The sequence below is a fragment of the Cellulosimicrobium cellulans genome (genome assembly GCF_024124905.1).
Classification (GTDB): domain Bacteria; phylum Actinomycetota; class Actinomycetes; order Actinomycetales; family Cellulomonadaceae; genus Cellulosimicrobium; species Cellulosimicrobium cellulans_G.
Genome location: NZ_JAMXST010000006.1, coordinates 146062 through 170223, shown reverse-complemented (window position 1 = coordinate 170223; position 24162 = coordinate 146062). Strand labels below are relative to the sequence as shown.

Sequence of the window (24162 nt, the reverse complement as noted above, 5' to 3'; positions counted from 1 at the left end):
TATCGCGACCGTCCGGCGCGGTGCCCGACCCGTCCTCGGCCGGTCGTCAGCTCGCGCGCGACCGGGCCACGAGCTCGCGGACGAGCTGCAGGGCGAGGTCGCGCACGTCGTGCCCCTCGCTCAGCGCGCTCACCGCGGCGCCGTCCACCACGGCGATGAGCAGCGCGGGCGGCACGCTCGCGAGCCCGCGCACCGCGAGGAGCTGGGCGACGGCGTCGTCGAGCCCCTGCCGGCCCTCGCCGTAGGCACGCGCGAGCGCGGGGTAGCGGCCCGCGCCCACGAGGTGCTCGTAGAAGCCGCGCAGCTCGCTCTCCCCGCCGGGCGGCAGGACCGCGTCGACGAGCACGTGCGCGTCCTCGCGCGCCTGGTCCCCGCCCCGCGCGGCCCGCTCGGCGGCTCCTCGCGCGTGGTCCGCCCACCCGGAGACGACGACCTCGCCGGCCGCGCCGATGAGGTCGTCGAGCCCGGTGAAGTAGTACGTCGTGGCGGCGAGCGGGACGTCGGCCCGGGACGCGACGGCGCGGTGGGTCACCGCGGCGGGGCCCTCCTGGAGGATGAGGTCCGCGGCGGCGCGGACGATCGCGTCACGGCGCGCGACCCCGCGCGCCTGACGACGCGGTGCGGGTCGCGGGTCGACGGTCTCGGTCGGCATCGGTGTCAGTGCCCTCCCCCGGAGAGGTTGAGCCCCACGACCCCCGCGACGATCAGCACGAGGGAGATCACCTTGAGGATCGTGACGGGCTCGTCGAACAGGACGACGGCGAGGATCGCGGTCAGCGAGGCGCCGATCCCCACCCAGACACCGTAGGCCACGCCGACGGGCAGGGACTTCAGGGCGATGCTCAGGCCGACCATGCTCAGGACGAGCATGACGACGAACGCGACGCTCGGCCACAGCCGGGTGAAGCCGTGCGACGCCTTGAGGCTGAGAGCCCAGCCGGCCTCGAGCATGCCGGAGAGGATGAGGACGATCCATGCCATGGGGAGACTCCCTCGGGTCGGCGCACCGGGTGGCAGGGCCCGCCGTCGTGCGCAGAACTGGTACTAACGTACCAGTTACCCGGGACCCGTCAAGACCGCCGCCCGGAGCACGCGCGCGACGCGCTCGACGTCGCCGTCGCGCACGCGCGCGGTCCCGACCACCACCCCCGCCTCGTGGCGGTCCACCCCCGTCCCGCTCAGCGGCTCGGCGGGCACGCCCGCCGCGTGCAGGCCCGCGACCGCGGCGCGCTCGGCGGCCGGGCCGGGGAGCGGGACGACGAGATGGAGCCCGGCGGCGACCCCGCCCACCTCGACCCCGGGCAGGGCGTGCGCGAGCGCGTCGAGCAGCAGGCGCCGCCGCCGCTGGTACACGAGCCGGGCCCGGCGCAGGTGGCGCTGGTAGGCGCCCGAGCCGAGCAGCGCCGCGAGCGCCGCCTGCTCGGGCACGGACGTCCCGAGGTCCGCGTGCCGCTTCGCCTCCACCAGGGGCCCGACGACGCGCGGCGGCGCCACGACCCAGCCGAGCCGCAGCGCGGGCGAGAGGAGCTTGGACACGGAGCCGAGCAGCACGACCCGCTCCGGGTCCAGGGCCCGCACCGAGGCGACCGGCTCCCGGTCGTAGCGCAGCTCGGCGTCGTAGTCGTCCTCGAGCACGAGGCGGTCGCCCGCCGCGGCCCAGGCGACGAGGGCGCGCCGTCGCGCGGGGCCGAGCACGACCCCGCGCGGGAACTGGTGGGCGGGCGTCACGAGGACGGCGCGCGCGTCGTCGGGCAGCAGGTCCGCGCGCAGACCCTCCGTGTCCACCGGCACGCCGACGGTGCGCAGGCCGGCGTCGCGCAGCAGCTCGAGCGCCCCGCGCGACGACGGGTCCTCGACCGCCACGCGCACGGGCCCCGCCGGTCGCGCGCCCGCGACCCGCCCCGCGACGAGCAGCCGGGCGAGGAGGGAGAGCGCCTGCGCGACCCCGCTCACCACGACCACGTCCTCCGCCCCGACGTGGGCGCCGCGCGCTCGGCGCAGGTGGACCGCGAGCGCCTCGCGCAGCGCCGGCAGCCCCTGCGGGTCCGGGTAGCCCAGGTCGGCGTCGGCCAGTCCCCGCATCCCGTCGCGCACGGCGCGCGCCCACGCGGCGCGGGGGAAGAGCGCAGGGTCGGGCGTCCCGACGCTCGCCGGCCGCGCCGCCCCTGACGCCCGCCGGGGTCCGGGCTCCGCGCCGGGCACCGCACCGGCCGGGCCCGCCGCCGTCCCCGGACGGCCCGACGGCGGCGCGGGCAGCGCCGCGACGACCACCCCCGACCGGGGCCGGGACACGAGCAGCCCTTCGCCGACGAGCACGTCGACGGCGGTGGTCACGGTGCCGCGCGAGAGGCCGAGCACCGCCGCCGCGTCGCGGCTCGACGGGAGCGCCGCGCCCGCCTCGAGGCGCCCGTCCACCACGGCCGCGCGCAGACCGGCCTGCAGCCACCGGCCGACGTCGCGCCCGGGGCGCGGGCCGAGGGCGAGCAGCAGCGCGTCGGGCTCGATCCGGGTCACCATCTGGCCCAGTGAACCAGGCAGGATCTGGACCTGCACCCTGGTCCAGGGGCGTCCCTACGGTCGACGCATGTCCCTCCTCGCACGTCCCTCTCGCCACGGCTCTCGGTCCGACGTCGTCGGTCGTGCGCCCGGCCTCCCCGGACCGGCGGGGTCCGGCGACCTGCGGTGCGCCGTCGGCATGGTGATCGTCGGCTCGTCGTTCGTCGCGTCCGCCGCCCTCGCGGACTTCCCGGTGCTCGGCGGCCAGGCCGCGCGCTACGCCGTCGCGGCGCTCGTCCTGCTCGCCGTGCTCGCCGCGCGCCGCGTGCCGTGGGTCCTGCCGTCGCCGCGCGCGCTGCTCCGCCTCCTCGCGCTCGCCGCGACCGGGCTCGTGGGGTTCAGCGTCCTCGTCGTCGAGAGCGCGGGCCGCGCGGACCCGTCCCTCGTCGGGGCCGTCGTCGGCGCCTCGCCGGTCGTGCTCGCCGCGGCCGCCGCGCTGCGGGCGCGCCGCGTCGCGGTCCGGACCCTCGCGGCGGCGGTCGTGGTGACGGCCGGCGTCGTGGCCGTCGAGGGCGGCGGCTCCGGCGACCCCGTCGGCGTCGCGCTCGCGCTCGGCGCGCTCGCGTGCGAGGTGTGCTTCTCGCTGCTCGCCGTGCCGCTCCTGCCGACGCTCGGTGCGCTGCGCGTCTCCGCGTACGCGTGCGTCCTCGCCGTCCCGCAGCTCGCGCTGCTCGGCCTCGTCCGGCAGCAGGTCACGGGGCAGGCGTTCCTCGTCGTGCCCGACGCGGCCGAGCTCGCCGCGCTCGCGTACCTCGCCGTCGTCGTCACGGCCGTGGCGTTCCTCCTCTGGTACTCCGGGCTCGCCGCGATCGGCCCCGCGCGGGCCGGGCTGTTCGCGGGTCTCCTGCCCGTCGCGGCGCTCGGGGCCTCGGTCGCCCTCGGGTTCGAGTCGCCCGACGCCCGCTCCGTCGTCGGGACCCTCGTCGTCGGGGCCGGGCTCGTCCTCGGCCTCGCGGCGACGTCGCGGCGCCCCGACGCGCCGGCGCCCGCACGCCGCGCCGAGGAGCCGGCCCCCGCACCGAGCGCGAGCCTCGCCCCGCAGCGGCTACCGTGACGGTCGTGACCAGCACCGACCCCACCCCCGCAGCCCCCGCCGACGGCCCCCGCCCGCACGCGCTCCCCCGCCAGGTGTCGGAGACGTTCGACCCGGGCGCGTGGCGCGACGTCGCCGGGTTCGAGGGACTGACCGACGTCACCTACCACCGGGGCGTGGAGCGCGACGCCGACGGCGCCGTCGTGCGCGACCTGCCCGTCGTGCGCGTCGCGTTCGACCGGCCCGAGGTGCGCAACGCGTTCCGCCCCCACACCGTGGACGAGCTGTACCGCGTGCTCGACCACGCGCGCATGACGTCCGACGTCGGGACGGTGCTCCTCACGGGCAACGGCCCGTCCCCCAAGGACGGCGGGTGGGCGTTCTGCTCCGGGGGCGACCAGCGGATCCGCGGGCGCTCCGGCTACCAGTACACGACCGCGCCCGACGGTGGCGGCGAGGTGCACACGCGCGACGCCGTCGACCCGGGGCGTGCGGGGCGCCTGCACATCCTCGAGGTGCAGCGGCTGATCCGGACGATGCCCAAGGTCGTGGTCGCGGTCGTCAACGGGTGGGCCGCAGGAGGCGGGCACTCGCTGCACGTCGTCGCCGACCTGTCGATCGCGAGCCGCGAGCACGCGCGCTTCAAGCAGACCGACGCGAACGTCGGGTCGTTCGACGGGGGCTACGGCTCGGCGTACCTGGCGCGGCAGGTGGGGCAGAAGCGGGCGCGGGAGATCTTCTTCCTCGCGCGGGAGTACTCGGCGCAGGACGCGTACGAGTGGGGCGCGGTGAACGAGGTCGCGGACCACGCCGACCTGGAGGCGCTCGCGATCGAGTACGCGCGCGTGATCGCGACGAAGTCGCCGCAGGCGATCCGGATGCTCAAGTTCGCGTTCAACCTCGCGGACGACGGGCTCATGGGCCAGCAGGTCTTCGCGGGCGAGGCGACGCGGCTGGCCTACCTCACGGACGAGGCCGTGGAGGGCCGCGACGCGTTCCTCGAACGCCGCGACCCCGACTGGGGCCGGTTCGGCTACGCGTTCTGACCTGCGGGTCAGGAGCCGCCGACGAAGCTCGTCAGCATCTCGATGAGGCCGCGGCCGACGAACGCCGCGGCGACGGCGAGGCCGAACAGGAGCCCGACCGAGATCGCGACGGGCGCGGCCGAGCGGGCGACGCCGGGCTCGTCGTCGCGCGGCGTGCGCGGCGCGTAGGACGGCGGTAGCTGGCCCTCGGTCGGGCGCGGGGCGCCCTCGCCGGGGGTGCCGGGCTGGGACGGGTGGGCGGGGTGCGGGACGACGGTTGCCATGACTCCACGGTGCCGCCCGGGACCCCGTCGGCGCGTCGGCCCCGCGGCTCGACCTGGACGTCCACCGGTCCCCCTCGGGGCGGAGCGGTCGTACGCCGTGGGGAGGACCTGGAGCCCGCCGCCGGGCGAGCGGGCCGTCAGGAGATCTCCCAGCTCCCCGACGCGACCGGCACGAGCTCGATCCACGAGGCCCCGGGCTCGAGCTCGACGGGCGCGCCGTCCGCCCCCGTGAGCACGAGCGGGGCGTCGACCGCCTCCTTGGACCAGGACACCGCCACCTGCTTGCCGCCGCTCGCGACGACCCCCTCGCCGGTCCCGACGAGCCTCGTCTCCGGGACGGGCACCCCCGCGGGATCCTTGAACGAGGTGTTCTCCATCGGCGCGGCGAGCAGCACGACGTTCGTGGCCGCGAGCCGCACCTCGTCCGACGACACGGCCGGGGTGTCGCCCTCGCTGCGCACGTACCGGCCCTCGTCGGCGCTCCACTCCCACACGGCGCGGCTCGCGTGCGTGAGCCGGACGTCGAGGCGCGCCGCGGACGCGCCTGCCACGGTGGCCGTGCCGGACCCCGGCTCCCGGGCGAAGACGAGCTGGGCGGGCGGGGGCGACGTGCGGTCGCCGTCGGCCTGGGCCCAGAACTCCTCCGGGCTGCCGTACACGTTGTGCGGCGCCCGGCGCGCGCGCGTCGTGGTGAACCCGTCGTCGCCCTCGTCCATGACGACCGACTGGGTGCCCGCCGCACCGACGGCGTCGATGAACGGCTGCTGCCCACCGGTGTACGCGAGGATCCCGTGCAGCGGCCCGACGATCGCGGGGTCCATGGGCCGGACCGACCGGACGGGTCCCACGCGCTCGGGGACCTGCGAGTGGTAGACGGCGACGAAGCGCGTGATGCCGCCCTCGACGACCTCCTCCCACACGACGTCGGCCTGCTCGAGGCCCGTCTGCGGACGCGCCTGGGGCGCGTTCTCGATCTTCACCGCGAGCGCCGGCCGGTCGGCGACCTCCTCGGCCGCGACCCCGGTGAGCGGCCACACCAGCGGCACGTCCGGTTCCGGCGGCGTGCCCTTGTCCGCGGACACGTCGGCGTCGACCGTCTCCGTCACGGGCGCGGCGGGCTCGCCGCCGCACCCCGCGAGCAGGACCGTCGCCGCGGCGAGCGCGGCGACCAGCCCCGCCCGGAGCGTGCCGGCCCCTCGTCCCGTCCTCGTCATCCTCGACCTTCCCGTCGGCCCAGGACCGGTCCTGGGGCAGCCCCTGCGACGGACGTGCGTCTCCGGGCCACCCTACGGCCCGGCCTACGCTGATCCGGTGAACCGCGCCGTCGTCCCCGCCGATCTCGACGCCCTGGTCGCGGCGGTCGGCGCCGCCCTGGACGGCGAGGGCGCCCCGGTGGCGCCCGTCCCGCTGCTCGACCGTCCCGGGCGCGCCGACGTCCCACCAGGCGCCGCGCTCGTCCTGCGCACGTCGGGCTCGACGGGCGCGCCGCGCGAGGTCGTGCTGTCCGCGACCGCGCTGCGGGCCTCGGGCGCGGCGACGCACGACCGGCTGGGCGGCCCGGGCCACTGGCTCCTCACGCTCCCCCCGACGCACGTGGCGGGCGTCCAGGTCGTCGCCCGCGCCCACGCGGCCGGGCGAGGCCTCACCGTCGCGCCACCGGACGAGCCCTTCACCCCCGCCGGCTTCGCGGCGCTCGTCGGCCGCACCCCGCCCACGGAGCGCCGGTACGTCTCGCTCGTCCCGACGCAGCTCCACCGCCTCCTCGTCGCGGCCGACGCGGGCTCCGACGGCGGCACGGCGGGCCTCGACGCGCTCTGCGCCCTTGACGCGGTCCTGCTGGGCGGTGCCGCGACGCCTCCCACCCTGCTGCGCCGCGCGCGGGCGGCGGGCGCGCGCGTCGTCACGACCTACGGCATGACGGAGACGAGCGGCGGGTGCGTGTACGACGGCGTCCCGCTCGCGGGCGTGCGCGTGCGGCTCGGCGCGGGCCAGGAGGGGACGGACGCGTCGGGAGGGGCCGCGGGCGTCGTCGAGCTCGCCGGGCCCGTCCTCGCGGACGGCTACCTCGGTGACCCCCGCGCGACCGGGCACGCGTTCCGGACCGACGACGACGGCACGCGCTGGTTCCGCACGAGCGACCTCGGTCGGCTCGACGGGCCGCCGGACGACCCGACTCTCACCGTGCTCGGCCGGGCCGACGACGTCGTCGTCTCGGGCGGCGTCAACGTCGCCCCGGCCGCGGTCGAGGCCCTCGTCGTGGAGGTCGAGGGCGTGGGCGAGGCGTGCGTCGTCGGCGTGCCGCACCCGGAGTGGGGGCAGGAGGTCGTCGCGGTCGTCACGACGGCGGGGCGTCCGCCCGCCCCGTGGACCGCCGACGGCGCCCACCCCGACGGCGGCGTCGCGGACGCCCCGGCGTCGCTCCTCGCGGCGGTCCGGGACCACGTCGCGGATAGGCTGGAGCGTGCGGCGGCACCGCGTCGCGTGCTCGTCGTCGGGGAGCTCCCGCGCCGCGGGCCCGGCAAGGTGGACCGCGCCGCGGTGGCGCGGCTCGCCGTCGGGCACCTCCAGGTCCCCCCTGGGTGAGCCCGCCCGCGGTCCCACCACCCTGCACGACCCGCACGACCGAGACGGAGCACCATGGCCAGCACCACCGAGTGGGTCGCGGGCGCGCGCCCGCGCACCCTCCCCGCCGCCGCGACGCCCGTCATCGTCGGGTCCGGCGCCGCGGCCCAGGTGGACGGCTTCGCCTTCTGGCCCGCGCTGCTCGCCCTCGGCGTCGCGCTCGCGCTCCAGGTGGGCGTGAACTACGCGAACGACTACTCCGACGGCGTGCGGGGGACCGACCTCGACCGCGTCGGCCCCATGCGGCTCACCGCGACCGGCGCCGCGCGACCCGGTCAGGTGCGCGCCGCGGCGTTCGGCGCGTTCGGCGTCGCCGCCGTGCTCGGGCTCGTGCTCTGCGCGGTGACCGGCCACTGGTGGCTGGTCGCCGTCGGCGCCCTCGCGATCCTCGCGGGCTGGTACTACACGGGCGGGCGCAACCCCTACGGCTACCGGGGTCTCGGCGAGGTCGGGGTGTTCGTGTTCTTCGGGCTCGTGGCCACGCTCGGCACCACGTACACGCAGGCGGGCGTCGTGACGTGGCCGTCGGCCGTCGGCGCGGTCGCGGTGGGCCTGCTCGCGTGCGCGATCCTCATGGTGAACAACATCCGCGACATCCCCACCGACGTCGTCGCGGGCAAGCGGACGCTCGCGGTGCGGCTCGGCGACTTCCGTGCCCGCCGGGGCTACGTCGCGATGATCTGGTTCCCGCTGCTGCTGGCGGTCGTGTGCGCGTTCGCGGCGCCCTGGTCGCTCGCCGTCCTGCTGCTCCTGCTGCCCGCGGTGCTGCTCACGGTCCCGGTGATCGCGGGGGCACGCGGGCCGCTCCTCGTGCCCGTGCTCGCCGGGACCGGGCTGTTCGAGCTCGCGTACGGCGTGCTGCTGGGGGTCGGGCTGGCGCTCTGAGCGCCGTCGGTCCTGCGCCGGGGTGCAGCGGCAGGGCTCAGCGGGCCGACGACGCCCCGGGCTGCTCGGTCGGCGTCGTGTCCGCACCTCTCGAGGCGGCGTCCTCCTGCGCGTCGAGGGCCGCGTCCTCGGCCGCCGCGTCGTCCTCGATCTCGCGCGAGAACCGCTCGCCCGTCCGGGCGCGGTGCTCGGCCCGCTCGGCGAGGTAGCGCGACGCCGCCTCACGGGGCGTGCGCAGCGTCAGGTAGGACAGCATGAGCGCGACGACCGCGGCGACCAGGACGAGCAGCCAGCCCCGGAGGCCAGCGAACCAGAGGACGCCCAGCGCGACCGCGAAGAGGAGCAGACGCAGGACGGAGTAGATCACGACAGGCACGACTCCAGGGTACGGCCCGTAGGCTGGAGCCATGCTTCGCGTGCTGCTCCCCCTCCTCGCCGTCGGCCTCGCGGTCTACGCGCTCGTCGACCTCGCCTCGAGCGACGAGGAGGAGCGCGGCGGCATCCCGAAGGGGCTGTGGATCGTCCTCATCATCCTGCTGCCGTTCCTCGGTCCGATCGCCTGGATCCTCGTCAAGCGCTCCGCGTCGCGGTCCGGCTCGCGGTACGCGGCCGGTCGGCCGTCGGGCGGTGCGTCGAACGGCGGCACGCGCCGCCGTCGCAACGCCCCCGTCGCGCCCGACGACGACCCCGAGTTCCTCTGGCGGCTCGAGCAGCAGCAGCGCCGCCAGGCGCGGGACGAGGCGCCCTCGCCCGCGACGGACGACGCTCCCCCGGCGGCCGGGGGCACGACGGAGGACGACCGCACCGAGGACGACGGCGACGCGCACCGTCCCGGCGCGAGCAACGGGTCCGACGACGGCGACGACACCGCCCGCTGACCGACCCACCGCAGTGAGGTCGAGCGCGGTGTCGGACCGGGTCAGTCGCCCGGGTTGAGGCCGGAGTACGAGTGCTTGCCGTTGAACAGCAGGTTCACGCCCGTGAAGTTGAACAGGACGCACGCGTAGCCGACGATCACGAAGTACGCCGCCCGGCGGCCGGACCAGCCGCGGGTCGTGCGGGCGTGCAGGTACGCCGCGTACACGATCCAGACGACGAAGCTCCAGACCTCCTTGGGGTCCCAGCCCCAGTAGCGGCCCCAGGCGTGCTCCGCCCAGATCGCGCCGCCGATGATGGTGAACGTCCACAGCACGAACGCGACCGCGTTGAGGCGGAAGCTGAGCGCCTCGAGCTGGAGCGGGCCCGGCGTCGAGTCGAGCCAGCGCCAGCCGCGCGCGCCGAGGAAGGCGTTCCCGGAGTCGCGCGAGTCGCGCAGGAGCTGGAGCACCGACGTGACGAACGCGACGGTGAAGATGCCCGTCGCGATGATCGCGACGCCCACGTGGATGACGAGCCAGTAGGACTGGAGCGCGGGCTGCACGCCGGTCGCGGCGACGAAGAACGCGTTCTGCGCGAGCACGAGGAACAGCACCGCGAGGCCCGTGACGAACGACCCGAGGAAGCGCACGTCCCGCTTGAGCGACACGGCCAGGAACACCGCGAGCGCGACGAACGCGCCGACGAGCGTGAACTCGTACATGTTGGCCCACGGCGTGCGGCCGGCAGCGATCCCGCGCGTGACGATCGCGACGAGCAGCAGCGCCGTCCCGAGCCACGTCAGCGAGATCCCGATGTTGGCGGCCTTGCGCGACGGCTCGGGCGCGGCGACGGGTGCGGCGTCGACGACGTCCGGCGTGCCCGGGCCGTACGGCGAGACGGGCGCGCCCGCGCCCGCGAGCACCTCCGCGCCGGGCGCCTTCGCGTCGGCCCGTGCCTCGGCCCGCTCGTCGTCCGCGCGGCCCGCGAGCCGCGCGAGGTCGATCGCGAACGCGACGAGCGCGACGGTCAGGGCAGTCGCAGCGGCCCAGACGAGGTCCTGGCTCAGCTCGGCTACGGTCATCGGTCAGCCTTTCGTGCGCGGTCGCGCGGTCGGGTCCTGTGCGGGACGCGCGGTGGAGCGGGTGCGGTCGGCCGGTGCGCGTCCCGACGACGTGGTGAGGTCACCCTCACCCGATGGTGCCACGCCCGGGAGCGCGGCGAGAAGCGAGTCCACCTCGCCCTGGAGCCCGGCGTCGTCCCCGCGGGCGAGACCCGCGACGGCGACGACGGTGCGCTCGCGCGGGCCGTCGTCCCCGTCACCGGGGACCTCCTCGCGCCACGCGCGCACCCACACGCGGCGGCGCGGGGTGAACAGCGAGACGGCGAGACCCGCGAGCGCGCCGAGCGAGAATACGAGCACCCACGTGAGCGACGGGTCGTGGCGCAGGTCGAGCGCGACGTAGCGCGGCAGCGAGTCGAACGTGATCGTGCCGAGGCCGTCGGGCAGGTCGACCGTCTCGCCCGGGGCGACGAGCAGCTTCACGCGCTCGCCGTCCGCATCGACCGACGGCGTGAGGTCGTCGGTGTCGAGGCGGTAGACGTTCTGCGGCAGGCCCTCGTCGAGACCGAGGTCGCCCCGGTAGACCTCGAGCACGAGGAGCGGGTTGATCGGCTGCGGGTACACCGACTCCGCGGTCTCGCCGTCCTCGCTGAGCTGGGCCGTCGGGAGGAAGTACCCGACGAGCCCGATCTGGTCGAGGCCGGACGACACGTCGGGCACCTTGATGACGCCGCGCGAGGTGTACATCGTGTCCTCGGGCAGGAACGGCACGCGGCCCGAGAACGCCACCTCGCCGTCGGCGTCGTGCACCGTGACCTCGGGCGCGAACCCGTTGCCCTGGAGGTAGATCTTGGCGCCGCCGGCGGTGAGCGGGTGGTTGACCTTGATGGTCTCCTCGTGGGACTCGCCGTCGGGGTCGCGCACGGTGACCGTCGCGGTGAAGTCGCGCGACTGCGCGAACGCGACGGAGTCCTGGGCGAACTCCGACTCGAACGCGTCGAGCGTCATCGAGAACGGCACGAGCGACGACGGCCGGAACCACGCGCCGTTCTCGAACGTGTCGTAGTCGACGACCGCGTTGGCGAACCCGCGGCCCTCGGTGACGATCGCCTGGCCGCGGTAGTGCAGGAGCTGGCCCGTCGCGACCGCGACGAGGAGGCCGACGAGCGACAGGTGGAACAGCAGGTTGCCCGTCTCGCGCACGTAGCCCCGCTCGGCGGACACCGTCCGTGCCGCGGGCCGCGCGGCGGCACGGCCCCGCGCCGGGGCGGCCTCCTCGGCGCCCGTGTCGACGCGGAACGTCGGCAGCCAGCGGAGCCGGCCGCGCAGGTGGCTGCTCGCCGCCGCGACGACCTCGTCCGGAGAGGCGTCGGTGACGGCGCGCGCCTGCGCGGGGAAGCGGTCGAAGCGTCGCGGCGTGCGCGGGGGCCGCGTGCGCAGCGCCTGCCAGTGCGCCTTCGTGCGCGGCAGGATGCAGCCGACGAGCGAGACGAACAGCAGGATGTAGATCGCGGAGAACCACACCGAGGTGTAGACGTCGAAGAAGCCGAGCCGGTCGAGCCACTCCCCCGTCGTCGGGTTCTCCTGCAGGTACCGCAGCACGGCCGCCGGGTCCTGGGGGCGCTGCGGCAGGACGGAGCCAGGCACCGCCGCGACCGCGAGCAGCATGAGGAGCATGAGCGCGACGCGCATGCTCGTGAGCTGCCGCCACGTCCAGCGCAGCGTGCCGCGCCACCCCAGCCTCGGGAGCGCCGGGCCGCCGTCGCCTCCCGCGCCGCCCCCGCCACCCGACGGCGTCCGGTCACCCGGGCCGTCGCCCGCGGAGAACGCGTCGTCGATGCCCTCGGGGCGGTAGCCCGTCGACGTCGGACGCTCTTCTGATCTCTCGGCCTGGCCGGTCCGCTCGGTCATCTCACACCACCGTCACGTAGCCGTCGATCCAGCCCTGCATGGTCGTCGTCCACGTCGTCCACAGGCCCGTGACCAGCGCGAGGCCGATGAGCACGAGCAGCCCGCCGCCGATCCGCATGATCGCGAGGCGGTGCCGGCGCAGGAAGCCGAGCATGCGCTGCGAGCTCTGCAGCCCGAGCGCGATGAGCAGGAACGGCACGCCGAGACCGAGGCAGTAGGCGACCCCGAGGACCGCGCCACGGCCCGCCGAGGCCTCGTTCAGCGACAGCGACTGCACGGCGACGAGCGTCGGACCGAGGCACGGCGTCCAGCCGAGCCCGAACACGATGCCGAGCAGCGGCGCTCCCCACAGCCCCGCCTGAGGGCTCAGGTGCAGGCGCCGCTCGCGCTGGAGGAACGGGACCGCCCCCATGAAGGCGAGCCCCATGAGGATGACGACCACGCCCAGGACGCGCGTGATGACGTCCTCCCACCGGACCAGGTGCACGCCGATCGCGCCGGCGGCGACCATCAGCGCGACGAACACGAGCGTGAAGCCGGCGACGAAGAGCCCGACGCCCGCGAGGACGCGGCCGCGGCTCGGCGCCGCGACCCGCGTGGCCGTCGTCGTCCCTCCGGACGCGCCACGCCCGCTCCCGGCGTTCGCCGCGGCCATGCCCGAGACGTACCCGACGTAGCCGGGCACGAGCGGCAGCACGCACGGCGACGCGAAGGAGACGAGCCCCGCCAGGATCGCCACCGGGACCGCCAGCAGCATCGACCCGCTCCAGACCGTCGCGGCGAACGTGTCGCCGACGCTCGTCGCGGCGGCGGGGAGCGCGGCGGCCGGGACGGTGGCGGCGAGGGACGCGAGGGTGACCACGGTCAGCCGGCCGCCTCGTCCTCGGCGAGCACGTCGTCGACGAGCGCGTTCAGCGTCGAGCCCTCGGCGAGCCCGATGACGCGTGCCGCGACGCGGCCCTCGCGGTCGAGCACGACCGTCGACGGGACCGCCTGGAGCGGCACCGTGCCGGAGAGCGCCGCGACGACCTCCCCGCTGCGGTCGTCGATGGACGGGTACGGCACCTCGAACCGGCGCTGGAACGCCTGCGCGGCGCCCGCCTCGTCGGTCGTGTTGATGCCGAGCACCTGCACGCCGTCGTCGGCGCGGTCGTTCGCGAGGGCCACGAGGTCGGGCGCCTCGGCGCGGCACGGCGCGCACGCGGCGTACCAGGTGTTGAGCACGACGACGTCGCCCAGCCAGGCGCTCGTGTCGACCGGCTCGCCCTCGTAGTCGGTGCCGGTGAGCGCGACGACGTCGCCCCGCTCGCCCGCGTCCCAGGTGCGGACCGAGCCGTCGCCGGAGACGTAGCCCTGCCCCACGACGTCCGTCGTCGCGCCGGAGTCCTGGGCGCACGCCGCGAGGCCGAGCGTCGCGGCGAGCACGACGCCCGCGGTCAGCACGCGGCGGACGGGCGGGAGGGCGCGCGCGGCACGCGCGCGCGAGCTGGCGGTCACAGCGGCATCACGGGAGGCACCCTGCCCGGGGTTCCTGGACGCCACCTGGGAGACGTGACCTCCGCCACTCCCGAACGGGACGGTTCGGGCGTCCGGACGGCGACGACTGCGCGAGACATGACCGACGTCACGCCCCCGCGACGGTCGCGGCGCCCGGGAGGAGGTCGGCGACCGGCTCGGAGTAGTGCAGGCCGACGAGGCGGTCGTCCTCGAAGTGCAGCGACGTGAGCGACGCGAGCGAGCACTGCCGCTTGCGCGGGTCGTGCCACAGGCGGCGGTTCTCGAAGCTCAGGCGCGTGAGCCACACGGGGAGCTGGTGGCTCACGAGGAGCGCCTCGTGGCCCGCGGCCTTGTCCCGGGCGTCGGCGACCGCGGCGCGCATGCGCGCGACCTGCTCGGTGTACGGCTCGCCCCAGGACGGCCGGAACGGGTTCCACAGGAAGCGCCAGTGCTGCGGGTGGCGCAGCGACCCGTCCCCGACGCCGAAGGTCATGCCCTCGAAGTGGTTCGCGGCCTCGATGAGCCGGTCGTCGGTGCCGAGCTCGAGCCCGAACGCCTCGGCGGCGGGCGTGGCCGTCTCCTGGGCGCGCTGGAGCGGCGACGCGACGACGACGGCGAGGTCCGCGCGGGGGCGGGACGCGCCGTCGGGCCCGGGCTCGCCCGCGAGGTGCGCGGCGACGCGGCGGGCCATCTCGTGGCCTCGCTCGGAGAGGTGGTAGCCGGGGATGCGGCCGTAGAGGACGCCGTCGGGGTTGTGGACCTCGCCGTGGCGCAGGAGGTGGACGATGGTGGAGACCATGCGCACCAGTGTCCCGCACTCCCGGCCCTGACCGGCACCCGCGGGCCGGCGGCTCCCGGAGCGACCCGGGTCAGGAGTCGCGGTCGGCCTTGCACGCCTCGGCGACGGCCGCCATCGCCTCGCCGAGCGCCCGGAACTGCTCCGGCGTGAGCACGTCGACCATGAACCGGCGCACGGCGGCCACGTGGGCCGGAGCCGACGCCACGAGGACGCGGTAGCCCTCGGTCGTCATCTCGCAGTTGACCCCGCGGCGGTCGCCCGTGCTCGCCGAGCGCCGGACCAGGCCGCGCGCCTCCATGCGCGCCACGGTGTGGGTCACGCGGCTGCGGGACCGGGCGAGCCCGTCGGCGAGGGCGGACATCCGCAGCGTGTGATCCGGGCTCTCCGAGAGCCGCACCAGCAGCTCGTACTCGTTGAGCGACACGTCCGACCGCTCCTCGTGGTCGCGCCCCAGCGACTCGATGAAGCGCACGGTCCCGTCGAGGTAGGCGCGCCACAGGCGCTGCTGCTCGGCGTCGAGCCAGCGCGGCTCCTCGCTCGTGGCCGCGGTGGTCCCGCGGGCGGTCGTCGTCAGCTGGTGGTCGACGTCGTTGCTGGTCATGGGTCCTCGGGCGCTGGCGGACGGGGGCGGGTTCAGGGGTGGAACCTCGCCGAACATTGTTCCACCTCACCGGGAATAGACGGATCACCCCCTGCTGTTGATACGCTCGTGCGAAGTTGAACCTTCAACCAAGTTCGGTCCCCCGGGACCCTCGACCCCTTCAGGAGCACCCATGGCCACGCCGCTGCCCGCCGGGCTCAACGCCGGTACCTACGCCCTCGACTCGTCCCACTCGCAGGCGGCCTTCACGGTCCGCCACGCCGGCATCTCCAAGGTGCGCGGCACGCTCGCCATCACGGCCGGCACCATCACCGTGGGCGACGACCTCGAGTCGACCTCCGTGACCGCCGAGCTCGACGCCGCGTCCGTGAGCACGGGCGACGCGAACCGCGACAACCACCTGCGCAGCGCGGACTTCTGGGACGCCGAGAACAAGCCGACGTGGACCTTCGCGTCGACCAGCATCTCCGGCGACGGCGACGACTTCGTCGTGGCGGGCGACCTGACCATCAACGGCGTGACCAAGCCGGTCGAGCTCGAGACCGAGTTCGCGGGCACCGCGACCGACCCGTTCGGCAACGCGCGCGCCGGGTTCGAGGCGACCACGGAGATCTCCCGCAAGGAGTTCGGCCTCACCTGGAACGCCGCGCTCGAGACCGGCGGCGTGCTCGTGGGCGACAAGATCAAGATCGCCCTCGACGTCTCGGCCATCAAGCAGGCCTGACGACCGGCTCCCGGGACACTCTTCCCCGGTACCGTTCCCCGAAACACTGCACCCCCGGCAGGGGTGCCGCCCCGAGGGGCCGCGTGCGCGAGCACGCGGCCCCTCGTCGTTCAGCGGTCCTGCGCCTCGGCGAGCGCGCGCGCCTGGGAGTGGAACGCGAGGATCTGCAGCTCGCTGCCGACGTCCACGCCGCGCACGTCGACGTCCGCGGGCACCTGCAGCGCACGCGGCGCGAAGTTGAGGATCTCCCGCACGCCCGCCGCCACGACCCGGTCCGCGACGGACTGCGCGTGCGCCGCCGGCGTCGCGAGGACCACGATCGACACCTTCTCCCGCGCCACGACCTCCTCCAGCGCGTCGACGTGCTCGACGACGAGGCCCGCCGCCCGCGTGCCCACGACCTCCGGCGACGCGTCGAGGAGCGCCGCGACGTGGAAGCCCCGCTGCTCGTACCCCGAGTAGTTCGCGAGCGCGTGCCCCAGGTTGCCGATCCCGACGATCGCGATGCGGTGCTCGTCCACGAGCCCCAGCGCCTCGGTGATGTACTGCGCGAGCGAGTCCACGTCGTAGCCCACGCCGCGCGTGCCGAACGAGCCCAGGAACGACAGGTCCTTGCGGAGCTGCGCCGGACCGACGCCGGAGAGCTCGGCGAGCTCGACCGACGACGTCGTCGCGACGCCCCGCGCCACCAGGTCGCGCAGCGCCCGCAGGTAGGACGGGAGCCGCGCCACCGTCGCGCTCGGGATACCCGGCGCCGTCACCTCACCGACTACCTGCTCAGCCACCCGTCACCCCGTCGTCCTGGGACCGTCCTCGTCGACGGTCGCGCTCCACCGGGAGGAATCATCCCAGGTCCGCGCGCGCCGTCGAAATCCGACCCACCGCGCGGGCGAGCCGGCGGGCGTCCACGCGCCAGAACCCCTGCTGCACGCCGCCGACCGTCACGACCGGGACGTACTCGCCGTACTGCTCGCGCAGCGCCGGGTCCGCGTCCGGCGCGTCCACGTCCACCTCCGCCCACGCGACGGCCGCCTCGGCGCACACCGCCGCGACGACGGCGCGCGCGTCGTCGCACAGGTGGCAACCCGCTCGGCCGTAGAGGAGGACGGGAGGGGCCGGCGCGTCGGAGGTGCTCACGCCTCCCAGGGTACGAGGACGCGGCCCCGGGCCGAGCGCGGGACCGCCTAGAGTGGGGACATGGCGACGTCTTCCGGTCCGGGCCCCGTCCCGACCCCCGGGTCGACCGCCTCCGAGGCCGCGCCCGACGCCGGCCGCACACCCCCCGCACCCGCGCACCGCACCGCCGCGTTCTTCGACGTGGACAACACGATCATCCGCGGCGCGTCGTCGTTCCACCTCGCCCGCGCGCTGTACCAGCGGGAGTTCTTCTCGACGCTCGACATCGTGCGCTTCGCCGTGCACCAGGCGCGCTACCTCCTGTTCGGCGAGAACAAGCAGCAGATCGACCGCATCCGGTCCCGCGCGCTCGCCCTCATCGCGGGTCGCTCCGTCGCCGAGGTCACCGCGATCGGGGAGGAGGTCTACGACACCGTCCTCTCGCTGCGCATCTACCCCGGCACGCGCCGCCTGCTCGACGAGCACCTCGCCGCCGGCCACCAGGTGTGGCTCGTCTCCGCGACCCCGGTCGAGATCGGCGAGCTCATCGCCCGCCGCCTCGGCACGACCGGCGCCCTCGGCACCGTCGCCGAGCACGAGGACGGCTTCTACACGGGACGGCTCGTCGGCGACATGATGCACGGCCGTGCCAAGGCCGCCGGGGTGCGGGCGCTCGCCGAGCGCGAGGACATCGACCTCGACGCGTCCTACGCCTACGGCGACTCGCTCAACGACGTGACGATGATGGAGGCCGTGGGGCACCCGTGCCCCATCAACCCCGACGCGCGGCTGCGCCGGCACGCGCAGGACGTCGGCTGGCCCATCCGCGAGTTCCGCGGCCGACGCCGTCGCGTCGCCCGCAGCAGCGTCCGCACCGCGAGCTGGGCCGGCGCCGCCTGGGCCGCCGCCCTCGTCCTGCGCTCCGTCCGCCGCGCCGTCGACCGCCGCATCTCGCGCCTCTGACCACCCCGCTCCCCCGAGCCGGCGCCCTCGCCCTCGCCCTCGCAAGAGAGAACCCCGGTCCCGCGAGGAAGACCCCTGGGCCGCCTAGGAAGACCCTGGTCCCGCGAGGTAGAGGCCTGGTAGGCCAGGGCTCCACCTCGCGTGACCGTCGGAGACGCGTCGAGCCCGGTCCCTCGGGAGGGGCCGGGCTCGACGGCGGGTCGGCGCGTCAGGACGCGCGCGACGTCACTTCTTGTTGCGACGCTGGTGACGCGTCTTGCGAAGCAGCTTGCGGTGCTTCTTCTTGGCCATGCGCTTGCGGCGCTTCTTGATGACGGAGCCCATACGGTCCTCGCAATGCTCGAGCGGCGTGTCGGTCGGCGACCGGTCGACCGGCCGCGTGTGGTCCACGGTTGATCGGGGCGCCCGGCGACCACGAGGGCGCCGCGAGCCGACCAACACGAGAGAAATCCGCCCCCTAGACTACCCGCTCGCGCTCGTGCCCCGGTACGCCGCCCGGCGCGCGACCCGCACGACGCCCCGGGCATCCCGGGGGACGACCGCCTCAGTCGAAGTGCGGGTCGAGGCCGAGCAGCGGGAAGACGGCGCGGCGCGTGGCCGCGACGGCGCGGTCGACGTCGTCGTCGGGGTCGTAGCCGCTGCTCCAACGGCGCACGTCGACGGGCGGGCCGAAGGCGAGCGGGGCGTCGAACCCGGCGACCTCGGCGACGCGGGCGCGCCACTCCTCGGGCAGCGGCTCGCCCGCCGTCACCGGCCGGTGCACGACCTCCCCCACGACCGCCGTCCACACGAGCGGCACGACGCGCGCGATCGCGTACCCGCCGCCGCCGAGCGCGAGCCAGCGTCCGCCGGTGAGCTCGTGCGCGAGGTCGTGCACCTGAGCGAGCGCCGTGCGCTGGGCGTCCACGGAGACGTCGAGGTCGGAGAGCGGGTCCTCGCCGTGCGCGTCGCACCCGTGCTGGGTGACGAGGACCTCGGGCCGGAACGCCCGCAGCACCGGCGGCACGACGGCGTCGACGGCGCGCAGCCAGCGCGCGCCGTCCGTGCGGCGCGGGAGCCCGACGTTGACCGCCGTGCCCTCGGCGCCCGCGCCCCCGACGTCGGTCGGGTGCCCGGTACCGGGAAAGAGCGTCGTGCCGCTCTGGTGGACGGACACGGTGAGGACGCGCGGGTCGTCCCAGAACGCCTCCTCCACGCCGTCGCCGTGGTGGGCGTCGAGGTCGACGTACGCGACGCGCGCGACGCCGTCGTCCAGGAGGCGCCGGATCGCGACGGCCGCGTCGTTGTAGACGCAGAAGCCCGACGCCGCGCCCGCCTTCGCGTGGTGCATGCCCCCCGCGACGTTCACCGCGTGCCCGACGCGCCCCGCGGCGATCTCCCCCGCCGCCTCGTAGGAGCCCGCCACGATCCGGGCCGCGGCCTCGTGCATCCCCGGGAAGACCGGGTCGTCCTCGGTGCCGAGACCGCGGGCCGGGTCGGGGGTCCCGTGCTCCGACGCCGCGCGCACGGCCGCGACGTACGCCGGCTCGTGCACGAGGCCGAGGACGTCGTCGCTCGCAGGCTCCGGCCCGACGACGCGGGGCGCACCCTGAGGCGCACCGTCGCCGTCGAGCAGGCCCAGCGCGCGCACCAGGCCCATCGTCAGGTCGAGCCGGGCCGGGGACATGGGGTGCCCGGGACCGAAGTCGTACCCGAGGAGCTCGGGGCTCCACACGACGCAGGATCCGGGCGCCGCGGCGCTCCCCCGGGCGGAGGCGGGCGACGACGGGGGGTCGGTCGTGGGCATGGCTCACGGTAACGCCCGGCGCCGCGCCCCCGCCCCGACGGACCGGTCACCGGACCGCGGTGCGGCGCACGGGGGCCGGACGCGGCATGATGTCCCGGCGCCGGAGCGGCGACATGACGGGTCACCAGGCCCGTGGCAGAGTGACGCGAGTGGTGAGGGAGGCTCCATGCCGACGAGCATGACCGGGCGCCTGTTCAAGGGGCGGGAGATCGTCGACCGCCTCGCCCGGCAGTCGCCCGCACGCCTCGCCGTCACCGTGTTCGCCGCCGTCATCGCGGTCTTCACCGCGCTCCTCATGGCCCCCTGGGCGACCGCGAGCGGTCGCGCTGCCCCGTTCGTCGACGCCCTGTTCACCGCGACGTCCGCGGTGTGCGTCACGGGTCTGGTCGTCGTCCCGACGGGCACGTACTGGTCGACGTACGGGCAGGTCGTCATCCTGCTCGGCATCAAGATCGGCGGCCTCGGCGTCATGACGCTCGCGTCGATCCTCGGCATGGCCGTGTCGCGGCGCATCGGCCTCACGCAGAAGCTCCTCACCGCGTCCGAGACGAAGACGACGCGGCTCGGCGAGGTCGGCTCGCTCGTGCGGGTCGTCGTCATCACCTCGACGTCGCTCGAGCTCCTCATCGCGCTGCTCCTGCTGCCCCGGTTCATCGTGCTCGAGGAGACGTTCGGCGAGGCCGCGTGGCACGGCATCTTCTACGGCATCTCGGCCTTCAACAACGCCGGGTTCATCCCGACCGAGCAGGGCCTCGCGCCGTACGTCGGCGACTGGATGCTGTGCCTGCCGATCATCCTCGGCGTGTTCATCGGCTCCCTCGGCTTCCCCGTGATCCTCAACGTCATGCGCAACCGCAAGCGCGTGTCGAAGTGGAGCCTGCACACCAAGCTCACGCTCACGACGAGCGCGGCCCTCGTCGTGGTCGGCACGGTCCTGTTCGCGGCCGTCGAGTGGACGAACCAACGCACGCTCGGCCCGCTCGCGTTCGGGGAGAAGCTCCTCGCCTCGCTGTTCGCGGGCGTCATGCCCCGCTCGGGCGGCTTCTCCACCGTCGACACCGGCGGAATGCACGAGGCGAGCTGGCTCATCACCGACGCCCTCATGTTCGTGGGCGGCGGCTCCGCGTCGACCGCGGGCGGCATCAAGGTCACGACGCTCGCCGTCATGCTCATCGCGATCGTGTCCGAGGCGCGCGGCGACCGGGACATGGAGGCCTTCGGGCGCCGCATCCCCCGCGACACCCTGCGGCTCGCCGTCGCCGTGTCCTTCGTCGGTGCGACCGCGGTCCTGCTGGCGAGCCTGCTCCTGCTGGAGATCACGGGCGAGACGCTCGACGTCATCCTCTTCGAGACGATCTCCGCGTTCGCGACGGTCGGCCTCAGCACCGGCATCACGCCCAGCCTCCCGGATGCGGGCAAGTACGTGCTCGTCGGGCTCATGTTCGTCGGGCGCACCGGCACCATGACGTTCGCCGCCGCGCTCGCGCTGCGCGACCGTCGCCGCATCGTGCGCTACCCCGAGGAGCGCCCCATCATCGGGTGAGCGGACCGCCCGCCGCGGCGTACGCCGTCGGGCACCGCCACCGACCCACCCCGACCACACGAGAGGCCCCACCGTGACCGACCCCTTCTCCCGCGGCGCCGACCCGAGCGCCGGGCCGACGACCGGGAAGGACGCCCTGCCGGCGGACCCCGTCGCCCGGCGCATCGTCGAGCGCGGGCGCGCCGAGCGCTCCCGCCGCGACGAGGCGAAGGCGCCGCGCAAGGACGCCGGCGTGCTCGTCATCGGTCTCGGGCGCTTCGGGACGGCCATCGCCGCCACGCTCGACCGCCTCGGCCAGGACGTGCTCGCCGTCGAGCGCGACCCCGAGCTCGTCGCCCAGTGGAGCGGGCAGCTCCCTCTCGTCGAGGCCGACGCGTCCAACCCCGTCGCCCTCGAGCAGCTCGGCGCGCGCGACTTCCCCGTCGCGGTCGTCGGCGTGGGCACGTCGCTCGAGGCGAGCGTGCTCATCACGGGCAACCTCGTCGACATGGGCACGCCCCAGATCTGGGCCAAGGCGATCTCCGCCGAGCACGGGCGCATCCTCCAGCGCATCGGCGCGCACCACGTCGTGTTCCCCGAGGCCGACGCCGGATCCCGCGTCGCGCACCTGGTCTCCGGCAAGCTGCTCGACTACATCGAGGTCGAGGACGGGTTCACGATCGTCAAGATGCGCCCGCCCAAGGAGGTCCAGGGCTTCACGCTCGCGCAGTCCAAGGTCCGCGAGCGCTACGGCGTCACGGTCATCGGCGTGAAGTCCCCCGGCGAGGACTTCCTCTACGCGACCCCCGAGACCCGCATCAGCGCCAACGACCTCCTCATCGTCTCCGGCCACGCCGACCTCCTGGAGCGCTTCGCCGCCCGCCCCTGAGCCCCCGCGTCGCCGGGTCGGGTCGGGCTGCGGCCCGCGCGGTCGCGTCCGCGCCAGGTCAGGGCTGCGGGCGGTGCAGGAGGAACACCCCGCGGTGCAGGGGGCGGTCGAGGCGCTGGTCGTCGGTCGCGACGTACTCGTCGAGGACGGCGAGGATGCGCCGGTCGAGCTCGGCGACGTCGTCGTCGGAGAGGTGGAGGCCGAAGGTCGCGGCCGTCGAGACGGCGTCGGGACCCGCGGCGAGGGCGTCGTCGAGCGCGGCGGCGAAGGGTCCGAACCGGACGTCGGGCGCCGTGCCGCGTAGGGGGTCGTCGAGCCACCAGGTCGCGCCGGTCGCGCGGTAGGGGCGTTCGAGCGCTCCCCCGGCGCCGGTGCGCACGTCGGCGGGCTCGAGCAGGCCGGCGCGGACGAGGAGCCGGACGTGGTGGAGGGCCGTGCCGGGGGCGACCCCGAGGTGGTCGGCGAGCTCCTTGTTGGTCATCTCGCGCGTGCCGCACTGCCGGACGATGCGCTGGCGCAGGGGGTGGGCGAGGGCCTTGGCCTCGAGCGCCGTGGGCGGACGCCGTCCGGGCACGGCGGGCGGCGTCGCACGCGTCGTCGCTGCGGGCTCCTGCGGCGTGGGCTCGGCGCTCATGGCACCCATCGTACGTCGATCGATCGAGATCCACCGATCGATTGGGATTTCTCGATCACTGTGCCATGCTGACGCCATGGCCCTCGCACCCCGCCGACGACGGACGGTCGGCACGCCCCTGGGCGGGCCGTTCCGGCGCCTCTGGACCGCGTCGACGGTCTCCAACCTCGCCGACGGCGTGCTCAAGGTCGCGCTGCCGCTCGTCGCGGTCCGCTACACCGACTCGCCCGCGCTGGTCGCCGGGCTGACGTTCGCGCTCACGTTGCCCTGGCTCCTCTTCGCGCTCCCCGCCGGCGCGCTCGCCGACCGGCTCGACCGGCGCCACGCGATGATCGGCGCCAACGTGGCGCGCGCGCTGCTCGTCGTCGCGCTCGCCGCCGTCGCGCTCGTGCCCGACGCCGGCAGCATCGCCGTGCTCTACGTCGTCGCGTTCGGCGTGGGCGTCACGGAGACGCTCTACGACACCGCCGCGCAGTCGATCCTGCCGCAGGTCGTCCCGCGCACCGCGCTCCCCCGGGCGAACGGGCGCCTGTACGCGGCCGAGCTCACCGCGAACCAGTTCGTCGGGCCACCGCTGGGCGGGCTGCTCGTCGCTGCGGGCGCGGCGGTGGCGTTCGGCCTCCCGGGCGCGTTGTGGGCGATCGCCGTCGGGCTGCTCGTCGGCCTGCCCGGCTCGTACCGCCCCGAGCGCACGACCCGCACGACGCTGCGGGCCGACATCGCCGAGGGCCTGCGCTTCCTGTGGCACGACCGGATCCTGCGCACGCTCGCCCTGATGGTCGGTGGCATCAACTTCGCGAGCAACGCCGCGTTCGCGATCTTCGTGCTCTACGCCGTCGGCCCCGACTCGCCCCTGGGGCTGTCCGAGCCCGCGTACGGCGTGCTGCTCACGACGACCGCCGTCGGCGCGTTCGCCGGGTCCTTCGTCGCGGAGCGCGTCGTCGCGCTCGTCGGCCGGGCGCGCTCCCTGGCGCTGACCGTGCTCAGCACCGTCGCGCTCGTGGGCGTCCCCGCGGTGACGACGGACGCGTGGGTCATCGGCGCCGTCTACGCCGTCGGCGGGGCGGGGATCGCCGTGTGGAACGTCGTCACCGTCTCGCTCCGGCAGCGGATCACGCCCGACGCGCTGCTCGGTCGCCTCAACTCGTGCTACCGGCTCGTGGCATGGGGGACGATGCCGCTGGGGGCGGCGGTCGGCGGCGCGCTCGGCGAGCTCTTCGGGCTGCGGAGCGTGTTCGTGGTCATGGCGGCGGTGTCGGCCGCGACGCTGCTGGGCATGCTCGTCGTCGACGACCGCACGATGGACGCCGCGGAGCGCGCCGCCGACGAGCGCGACGACCGCGGGCGCCACGAGGGCGAGCAGGTCGCGGACGCGGCCCCCGAGGACTGAGGCTCGC

27 protein-coding genes are annotated in these 24162 nt (G+C 75.4%); 10 read left to right on the top strand and 17 right to left on the bottom strand.

From position 1 onward, the window contains the following. Nucleotides 1-46: 46 nt before the first annotated feature. The 3 genes from NHH00_RS18760 to pdxR all read right to left on the bottom strand — a co-directional run bounded on the left by NHH00_RS18760 (nucleotide 47) and on the right by pdxR (nucleotide 2517). On the bottom strand, nucleotides 47-652 hold the full coding sequence (locus NHH00_RS18760) for a TetR/AcrR family transcriptional regulator (RefSeq protein ID WP_253055064.1): 606 nt from the start codon (nucleotides 650-652) through the stop codon (nucleotides 47-49). 5 nt (nucleotides 653-657) lie between these two features. Next, entirely contained in the window at nucleotides 658-981 is a 324-nt protein-coding gene (locus tag NHH00_RS18755; RefSeq protein ID WP_253055063.1) for a DMT family transporter, read from the bottom strand. A 75-nt stretch (nucleotides 982-1056) separates the two neighbouring features. Beyond that, entirely contained in the window at nucleotides 1057-2517 is a 1461-nt protein-coding gene (pdxR, locus tag NHH00_RS18750; protein ID WP_253055062.1) for a MocR-like pyridoxine biosynthesis transcription factor PdxR, read from the bottom strand. A gap of 67 nt (nucleotides 2518-2584) precedes the next feature. Here pdxR and NHH00_RS18745 point away from each other — a divergent pair, with 67 nt between their 5' ends. Then, on the top strand, nucleotides 2585-3610 hold the full coding sequence (locus tag NHH00_RS18745) for a DMT family transporter (RefSeq protein WP_253055061.1): 1026 nt from the start codon (nucleotides 2585-2587) through the stop codon (nucleotides 3608-3610). Nucleotides 3611-3615: 5 nt separating this feature from the next. After that, nucleotides 3616-4635 (top strand): 1,4-dihydroxy-2-naphthoyl-CoA synthase, encoded by a 1020-nt coding sequence (locus tag NHH00_RS18740; protein WP_253055060.1) that lies wholly within the window; start codon nucleotides 3616-3618, stop codon nucleotides 4633-4635. An 8-nt stretch (nucleotides 4636-4643) separates the two neighbouring features. Here NHH00_RS18740 and NHH00_RS18735 read toward each other — a convergent pair whose 3' ends face one another. Both NHH00_RS18735 and NHH00_RS18730 read right to left on the bottom strand, forming a co-directional pair. Further along, nucleotides 4644-4898 carry a hypothetical protein gene (locus NHH00_RS18735; RefSeq protein ID WP_253055059.1) on the bottom strand — a complete coding sequence of 85 codons (255 nt, stop codon included), beginning with the start codon at nucleotides 4896-4898 and terminating at the stop codon, nucleotides 4644-4646. Between the two features lie 137 nt (nucleotides 4899-5035). Further along, nucleotides 5036-6112 (bottom strand): DUF3048 domain-containing protein, encoded by a 1077-nt coding sequence (locus NHH00_RS18730; protein WP_253055058.1) that lies wholly within the window; start codon nucleotides 6110-6112, stop codon nucleotides 5036-5038. A 97-nt stretch (nucleotides 6113-6209) separates the two neighbouring features. Here NHH00_RS18730 and NHH00_RS18725 point away from each other — a divergent pair, with 97 nt between their 5' ends. Together NHH00_RS18725 and NHH00_RS18720 are read left to right on the top strand one after the other, a co-directional pair. Then, entirely contained in the window at nucleotides 6210-7481 is a 1272-nt protein-coding gene (locus NHH00_RS18725) for an AMP-binding protein (RefSeq protein ID WP_253055057.1), read from the top strand. 54 nt (nucleotides 7482-7535) lie between these two features. After that, nucleotides 7536-8405, top strand: a complete 870-nt coding sequence (locus NHH00_RS18720) for a 1,4-dihydroxy-2-naphthoate polyprenyltransferase (protein ID WP_253055056.1) — start codon at nucleotides 7536-7538, stop codon at nucleotides 8403-8405. Between the two features lie 37 nt (nucleotides 8406-8442). Here NHH00_RS18720 and NHH00_RS18715 read toward each other — a convergent pair whose 3' ends face one another. Next, nucleotides 8443-8781: a DUF4229 domain-containing protein gene (locus NHH00_RS18715; protein ID WP_253055055.1), complete on the bottom strand. Its 339-nt coding sequence runs from the start codon at nucleotides 8779-8781 to the stop codon at nucleotides 8443-8445. Between the two features lie 31 nt (nucleotides 8782-8812). Between NHH00_RS18715 and NHH00_RS18710 the strand changes: the two genes are divergently transcribed. Further along, nucleotides 8813-9283: a PLD nuclease N-terminal domain-containing protein gene (locus tag NHH00_RS18710; protein WP_253055054.1), complete on the top strand. Its 471-nt coding sequence runs from the start codon at nucleotides 8813-8815 to the stop codon at nucleotides 9281-9283. Nucleotides 9284-9324: 41 nt separating this feature from the next. Here NHH00_RS18710 and ccsB read toward each other — a convergent pair whose 3' ends face one another. The 6 genes from ccsB to NHH00_RS18680 all read right to left on the bottom strand — a co-directional run bounded on the left by ccsB (nucleotide 9325) and on the right by NHH00_RS18680 (nucleotide 15131). Continuing rightward, on the bottom strand, nucleotides 9325-10344 hold the full coding sequence (gene ccsB / locus NHH00_RS18705) for a c-type cytochrome biogenesis protein CcsB (protein WP_253055053.1): 1020 nt from the start codon (nucleotides 10342-10344) through the stop codon (nucleotides 9325-9327). Between the two features lie 3 nt (nucleotides 10345-10347). Next, nucleotides 10348-12234 (bottom strand): cytochrome c biogenesis protein ResB, encoded by a 1887-nt coding sequence (gene resB, locus NHH00_RS18700; protein WP_253055052.1) that lies wholly within the window; start codon nucleotides 12232-12234, stop codon nucleotides 10348-10350. Nucleotide 12235: 1 nt separating this feature from the next. Further along, nucleotides 12236-12991, bottom strand: coding sequence for a cytochrome c biogenesis CcdA family protein (locus NHH00_RS18695; RefSeq protein WP_253055132.1), 756 nt, complete (start codon nucleotides 12989-12991; stop codon nucleotides 12236-12238). Nucleotides 12992-13098: 107 nt separating this feature from the next. Beyond that, complete coding sequence (locus tag NHH00_RS18690; RefSeq protein WP_253055051.1) at nucleotides 13099-13731, bottom strand: TlpA family protein disulfide reductase; 633 nt, start codon at nucleotides 13729-13731, stop codon at nucleotides 13099-13101. 127 nt (nucleotides 13732-13858) lie between these two features. Further along, complete coding sequence (locus NHH00_RS18685) at nucleotides 13859-14530, bottom strand: histidine phosphatase family protein (protein ID WP_253055050.1); 672 nt, start codon at nucleotides 14528-14530, stop codon at nucleotides 13859-13861. Nucleotides 14531-14600: 70 nt separating this feature from the next. Then, nucleotides 14601-15131, bottom strand: coding sequence for a MarR family winged helix-turn-helix transcriptional regulator (locus NHH00_RS18680; protein WP_253055049.1), 531 nt, complete (start codon nucleotides 15129-15131; stop codon nucleotides 14601-14603). A gap of 172 nt (nucleotides 15132-15303) precedes the next feature. Here NHH00_RS18680 and NHH00_RS18675 point away from each other — a divergent pair, with 172 nt between their 5' ends. Continuing rightward, the gene (locus NHH00_RS18675) at nucleotides 15304-15855 is read left to right on the top strand and encodes a YceI family protein (protein ID WP_253055048.1); all 552 of its coding nucleotides are present in this window, start codon (nucleotides 15304-15306) and stop codon (nucleotides 15853-15855) included. Between the two features lie 110 nt (nucleotides 15856-15965). On the opposite strand, the gene NHH00_RS18670 is transcribed toward NHH00_RS18675, so the two are convergent. Next, the gene (locus tag NHH00_RS18670; protein ID WP_253055047.1) at nucleotides 15966-16640 is read right to left on the bottom strand and encodes a redox-sensing transcriptional repressor Rex; all 675 of its coding nucleotides are present in this window, start codon (nucleotides 16638-16640) and stop codon (nucleotides 15966-15968) included. A 58-nt stretch (nucleotides 16641-16698) separates the two neighbouring features. Then, nucleotides 16699-16992: a glutaredoxin family protein gene (locus NHH00_RS18665; protein ID WP_253055046.1), complete on the bottom strand. Its 294-nt coding sequence runs from the start codon at nucleotides 16990-16992 to the stop codon at nucleotides 16699-16701. 60 nt (nucleotides 16993-17052) lie between these two features. Here NHH00_RS18665 and NHH00_RS18660 point away from each other — a divergent pair, with 60 nt between their 5' ends. Then, nucleotides 17053-17934, top strand: coding sequence for an HAD family hydrolase (locus tag NHH00_RS18660; protein WP_253055045.1), 882 nt, complete (start codon nucleotides 17053-17055; stop codon nucleotides 17932-17934). Between the two features lie 225 nt (nucleotides 17935-18159). Here NHH00_RS18660 and NHH00_RS18655 read toward each other — a convergent pair whose 3' ends face one another. Both NHH00_RS18655 and NHH00_RS18650 read right to left on the bottom strand, forming a co-directional pair. Further along, nucleotides 18160-18258, bottom strand: coding sequence for a 30S ribosomal protein bS22 (locus tag NHH00_RS18655; RefSeq protein ID WP_003792170.1), 99 nt, complete (start codon nucleotides 18256-18258; stop codon nucleotides 18160-18162). Nucleotides 18259-18478: 220 nt separating this feature from the next. Next, on the bottom strand, nucleotides 18479-19720 hold the full coding sequence (locus tag NHH00_RS18650) for an acetoin utilization protein AcuC (protein ID WP_253055044.1): 1242 nt from the start codon (nucleotides 19718-19720) through the stop codon (nucleotides 18479-18481). A gap of 166 nt (nucleotides 19721-19886) precedes the next feature. On the opposite strand from NHH00_RS18650, the gene NHH00_RS18645 reads away from it, so the two are divergent. Together NHH00_RS18645 and NHH00_RS18640 are read left to right on the top strand one after the other, a co-directional pair. Next, entirely contained in the window at nucleotides 19887-21263 is a 1377-nt protein-coding gene (locus NHH00_RS18645; RefSeq protein WP_253055043.1) for a TrkH family potassium uptake protein, read from the top strand. A 163-nt stretch (nucleotides 21264-21426) separates the two neighbouring features. Then, nucleotides 21427-22131, top strand: coding sequence for a potassium channel family protein (locus NHH00_RS18640; protein ID WP_253055131.1), 705 nt, complete (start codon nucleotides 21427-21429; stop codon nucleotides 22129-22131). A gap of 58 nt (nucleotides 22132-22189) precedes the next feature. Here the strand turns inward: NHH00_RS18640 and NHH00_RS18635 are convergent, their stop codons facing one another. Beyond that, nucleotides 22190-22765, bottom strand: a complete 576-nt coding sequence (locus NHH00_RS18635; RefSeq protein WP_253055042.1) for an ArsR/SmtB family transcription factor — start codon at nucleotides 22763-22765, stop codon at nucleotides 22190-22192. 76 nt (nucleotides 22766-22841) lie between these two features. Between NHH00_RS18635 and NHH00_RS18630 the strand changes: the two genes are divergently transcribed. Then, nucleotides 22842-24155 (top strand): MFS transporter, encoded by a 1314-nt coding sequence (locus tag NHH00_RS18630; protein WP_253055041.1) that lies wholly within the window; start codon nucleotides 22842-22844, stop codon nucleotides 24153-24155. Nucleotides 24156-24162 lie beyond the last annotated feature (7 nt).

Coding starts and splice junctions, on each gene's coding strand:
- NHH00_RS18760 (WP_253055064.1), bottom strand. CDS start 652: ATGCCGACCGAGACCGTCGACCCGCGACCCGCACCGCGTCGTCAGGCG.
- NHH00_RS18755 (WP_253055063.1), bottom strand. CDS start 981: ATGGCATGGATCGTCCTCATCCTCTCCGGCATGCTCGAGGCCGGCTGG.
- pdxR (WP_253055062.1), bottom strand. CDS start 2,517: ATGGTGACCCGGATCGAGCCCGACGCGCTGCTGCTCGCCCTCGGCCCG.
- NHH00_RS18745 (WP_253055061.1), top strand. CDS start 2,585: ATGTCCCTCCTCGCACGTCCCTCTCGCCACGGCTCTCGGTCCGACGTC.
- NHH00_RS18735 (WP_253055059.1), bottom strand. CDS start 4,898: ATGGCAACCGTCGTCCCGCACCCCGCCCACCCGTCCCAGCCCGGCACC.
- NHH00_RS18730 (WP_253055058.1), bottom strand. CDS start 6,112: ATGACGAGGACGGGACGAGGGGCCGGCACGCTCCGGGCGGGGCTGGTC.
- NHH00_RS18720 (WP_253055056.1), top strand. CDS start 7,536: ATGGCCAGCACCACCGAGTGGGTCGCGGGCGCGCGCCCGCGCACCCTC.
- NHH00_RS18710 (WP_253055054.1), top strand. CDS start 8,813: ATGCTTCGCGTGCTGCTCCCCCTCCTCGCCGTCGGCCTCGCGGTCTAC.
- ccsB (WP_253055053.1), bottom strand. CDS start 10,344: ATGACCGTAGCCGAGCTGAGCCAGGACCTCGTCTGGGCCGCTGCGACT.
- resB (WP_253055052.1), bottom strand. CDS start 12,234: ATGACCGAGCGGACCGGCCAGGCCGAGAGATCAGAAGAGCGTCCGACG.
- NHH00_RS18695 (WP_253055132.1), bottom strand. CDS start 12,991: ATGCTGCTGGCGGTCCCGGTGGCGATCCTGGCGGGGCTCGTCTCCTTC.
- NHH00_RS18685 (WP_253055050.1), bottom strand. CDS start 14,530: ATGGTCTCCACCATCGTCCACCTCCTGCGCCACGGCGAGGTCCACAAC.
- NHH00_RS18680 (WP_253055049.1), bottom strand. CDS start 15,131: ATGACCAGCAACGACGTCGACCACCAGCTGACGACGACCGCCCGCGGG.
- NHH00_RS18675 (WP_253055048.1), top strand. CDS start 15,304: ATGGCCACGCCGCTGCCCGCCGGGCTCAACGCCGGTACCTACGCCCTC.
- NHH00_RS18660 (WP_253055045.1), top strand. CDS start 17,053: ATGGCGACGTCTTCCGGTCCGGGCCCCGTCCCGACCCCCGGGTCGACC.
- NHH00_RS18655 (WP_003792170.1), bottom strand. CDS start 18,258: ATGGGCTCCGTCATCAAGAAGCGCCGCAAGCGCATGGCCAAGAAGAAG.
- NHH00_RS18650 (WP_253055044.1), bottom strand. CDS start 19,720: ATGCCCACGACCGACCCCCCGTCGTCGCCCGCCTCCGCCCGGGGGAGC.
- NHH00_RS18645 (WP_253055043.1), top strand. CDS start 19,887: ATGCCGACGAGCATGACCGGGCGCCTGTTCAAGGGGCGGGAGATCGTC.
- NHH00_RS18635 (WP_253055042.1), bottom strand. CDS start 22,765: ATGAGCGCCGAGCCCACGCCGCAGGAGCCCGCAGCGACGACGCGTGCG.
- NHH00_RS18630 (WP_253055041.1), top strand. CDS start 22,842: ATGGCCCTCGCACCCCGCCGACGACGGACGGTCGGCACGCCCCTGGGC.